Genomic DNA, 3167 nt, shown 5'->3' with positions numbered 1-3167 from the left:
CCGGTGCACGCTGCCCCCGATCACCAGCCCGGCCCCGAGCCCGGTGCCGAGGTGCAGATAGGCGAAGGAACCGCCCTCGCCCCCGACCGCCAGCCCGAGCGCCACCGCGTTGGTGTCCTTGTCGACGACCACGGGCACCGTCCCCAGCCGCTCGGCCAGCGCGTCGCGCAGCGGGAAGCCGTCCCACTCGGGGAACCCGGTCACCCGGTGCAGCACGCCCCGCTCGTGGTCGAGCGGCCCGGGCAGCGCGACCCCGACGCCGAGCAGGGGGCGTGCCCGCACGGTCGTCCCGTCCCCCGCCCGCAGCGCCTCGACCACCGCGGCCACCCGCGCCAGCACCGCCTCCGCCCCGGCGCCCAGGTCCAGCGGGACCCGCCGCCGGGCCACCACCGTCCCCTCGAGGTCGGCCAGCACGGCCCGCAGCTCGTCCCGGTCCAGGTGCACGCCCACCGCGTGGCCCGCCTCCGGCACCAGGCGCAGGACCGTCCGCGGCTTGCCGCCCGTGGACGCCCGGCGCCCCGCCTCCGCCGCGAGGCCGTCCTCGCGCAGCCGGGCCGTTATCTTGCTGACCGCCTGCGGGGTGAGCCCGGTGCGCTCGGCGAGCTCCAGCCGGCTGATGCCCTCCGGGCCCGCCGTGCGCAGCAGGTCGAGCACGAGCGCGGTGTTGTGGCTGCGCAGGGCGAGCAGGTTGACCCCACCGGTCGCTCCGCGCATCCCTCCGCCGTTCGTCCTGTTCACCAGCCCATTGTCCCCAGCGCTTGCACTTTGGCAACAGCGTTGCGAAAGTAGGACCATGACTGGCACTCCCCTTCGCGTCGGCCTCGTCGGCTACGGCCTCGCAGGCTCCGTGTTCCACGCCCCGCTGATCGCCGCGACCGAGGGCCTCGCGCTCGACACGGTGGTCACCTCGAACCCCGAGCGGCAGCGGCAGGCCCGCGCCGAGTTCCCGGACGTCCGCGTCGCCGCGACCCCGGACGAGCTGTTCGGCCGCGCCGACGAGCTCGACCTGATCGTCGTCGCGTCGCCGAACAGGACGCACGTCCCGCTCGCCACCACCGCCCTCAAGGCCGGTCTGCCGGTCGTCGTCGACAAGCCGATCGCCGGCGCGGCGGCCGAGGCGCGCGGGCTGGCGTCGCTCGCCGAGGAGAGCGGCCTGCTCCTGTCCGTCTTCCAGAACCGCCGCTGGGACAACGACTTCCTCACCCTGCGCAAGCTGCTCGCCGAGGGCGCGCTCGGCGACGTGTACCGCTTCGAGTCCCGCTTCGAGCGCTGGCGGCCGCAGCTCAAGGGCGGCTGGCGGGAGTCCGGCGACCCCGCGGAGATCGGAGGTCTGCTCTACGACCTCGGCAGCCACGTCGTCGACCAGGCGCTCGTCCTGTTCGGCCCGGTGACCGCCGTCTACGCCGAGGTGGACGTCCGCCGCGACGGAGCACTGACCGACGACGACACCTTCCTCGCGCTCACCCACGCGAACGGCGTCCGCTCCCACCTCTACGTCTCCGCGACCACGGCCCAGCTCGGCCCGCGGTTCCGCGTCCTGGGCTCGAAGGCCGGCTACGTCAAGCACGGCCTCGACCCGCAGGAGGCCGCCCTGCGCGACGGTCTGCGGCCCGGCGCGGCGGGCGCCGACTGGGGCACGGAGCCCGAGGAGCTGTGGGGCCGCGTCGGCTCCGGGGAGTCCCCGGTGACCGGCGGCGGGCGCCCCGAACCGACCCTGCCGGGCGACTACCCCGCCTACTACGCGGCCGTGGCGAAGGCCCTGCTGGAGGGCGGCCCCAATCCGGTGTCCGCGCTGGAGGCCGCCGCCGTCCTGGACGTGCTGGAGGCGGCCCGCCGTTCGGCCCTCGAGAAGGTGACGGTGACGCTGTGACCACCGACCCGACCCACAAGCCGGAACCCACCCCGAGCGTGGAGGAGCTGGAGGAGCAGGAACGCCGCCTGGTCTTCCGGCGGTTCTCCTACGAGGAGGCCTGGGAGCTGGGCTCCCTCCTCGTCGAGATGGCCTGGGAGCGGCAGGCGCCGATCGCCATCGACATCCACCGCGCGGGCCAGCAGCTCTTCCACGCGGCGCTGCCCGGCTCCACGCCCGACAACGACGCCTGGATCGCCCGCAAGCGCCGGGTCGTGGAGCGCTACGGCCACGCGTCCTACCTGGTGGGCGCCCGCCACCGGGCCAAGGGCACCACGTTCGAGGAGTCCTCGCGCCTCGACCCGGACACCTACGCGGCGCACGGCGGTTCGTTCCCGATCACCGTCGAGGGCGTGGGGGTGATCGGCGCGGTGACGGTCTCCGGCCTCCCCCAGCTCCAGGACCACCTCATGGTGGTGGAGGCCCTGGAGCAGTTCCTGGCCGGCCGTTAGCCCCCGGTTCCCCCGTTCGGCCGTACCGGGATTACCGGCACCCTCCGCGCGGTTGGTGCCTGCCGTAGGCGTGATCAGCCACGGCAGGCACCGCACCCCGTCACGGAGGGATTCGGAGACCCATGAGCGACACCGCGGACATCCCGAAGCAGGACATCGGCCGGTACGGCATCTGGAGCGTCGGGCTGCGCTCGGAGGATCCCTCCCGGCGCGGCGAGATCGCCGAGGCCGCCGCAGAGTTGGAGGAACTCGGCTTCGGCGCGGCCTGGCTGGGCGGCAGCAGCGCCGTCCGCCACGCGGTGCCGCTCGTCGAGGCGACCTCGACGCTCACCGTCGGCACCAGCATCCAGAGCATCTGGCAGTACACGGCGCAGGAGGCCGCCGCGGCCTTCGCCGAGCTGGAGGCGGCCCGCCCCGGCCGGTTCCTGCTCGGCATCGGCGTCAGCCACGCCAAGCTCGCCGACCAGTACCGCCGCCCCTACTCGGCCCTCGTCGCCTACCTCGACGCACTGGACGCGGCCGGGGTCCCGGCCGGCCGCCGGGTCGTCGCCGCCCTCGGTCCGAGGAGCCTGGAGCTCTCCCGCGACCGGGCGCTCGGCGTGATCCCGTACCTGGTCACCCCGGAGCACACGGCGCGGGCGCGCGGCATCCTCGGCGAGGCCCCGCTGCTGGCGCCCGAGGTGAAGGTGATCCTCGAACCGGAGCCGGCCCGGGCCCGCGCACTCGCCCGCACGAGCCTGGCGCCGTACCTCGCGCTGCCCAACTACACGGACAACTTCCTCCGTCTGGGCTTCACCGAGGACGAC

The 3167-nt window shown here is 74.7% G+C and carries 4 protein-coding genes; 3 read left to right on the top strand and 1 reads right to left on the bottom strand.

The features are described 5' to 3' along the window. The coding region (locus B7L92_RS34800) for an ROK family transcriptional regulator (protein WP_143626428.1) at positions 1-714 on the bottom strand (714 nt) is incomplete at its 3' end. A 79-nt stretch (positions 715-793) separates the two neighbouring features. On the opposite strand from B7L92_RS34800, the gene B7L92_RS34795 reads away from it, so the two are divergent. The 3 genes from B7L92_RS34795 to B7L92_RS34785 form a co-directional block, all read left to right on the top strand. Continuing rightward, positions 794-1870 carry a Gfo/Idh/MocA family protein gene (locus B7L92_RS34795; RefSeq protein ID WP_081241217.1) on the top strand — a complete coding sequence of 359 codons (1077 nt, stop codon included), beginning with the start codon at positions 794-796 and terminating at the stop codon, positions 1868-1870. After that, the gene (locus B7L92_RS34790) at positions 1867-2361 is read left to right on the top strand and encodes a heme-degrading domain-containing protein (protein ID WP_081241216.1); all 495 of its coding nucleotides are present in this window, start codon (positions 1867-1869) and stop codon (positions 2359-2361) included. The genes B7L92_RS34795 and B7L92_RS34790 overlap by 4 nt, the downstream gene beginning before the upstream one ends. Positions 2362-2483: 122 nt before the next feature. Next, positions 2484-3167, top strand: a 684-nt coding sequence (locus B7L92_RS34785) for a TIGR03620 family F420-dependent LLM class oxidoreductase (protein ID WP_255311275.1), incomplete at its 3' end; no start/stop codon positions are given.

Source organism: Streptomyces viridosporus, assembly GCF_002078235.1.
Taxonomy (GTDB): Bacteria; Actinomycetota; Actinomycetes; order Streptomycetales; family Streptomycetaceae; genus Streptomyces; species Streptomyces viridosporus.
This window is presented reverse-complemented; position numbering and strand designations above follow the sequence as displayed.

Coding starts and splice junctions, on each gene's coding strand:
- B7L92_RS34795 (WP_081241217.1), top strand. CDS start 794: ATGACTGGCACTCCCCTTCGCGTCGGCCTCGTCGGCTACGGCCTCGCA.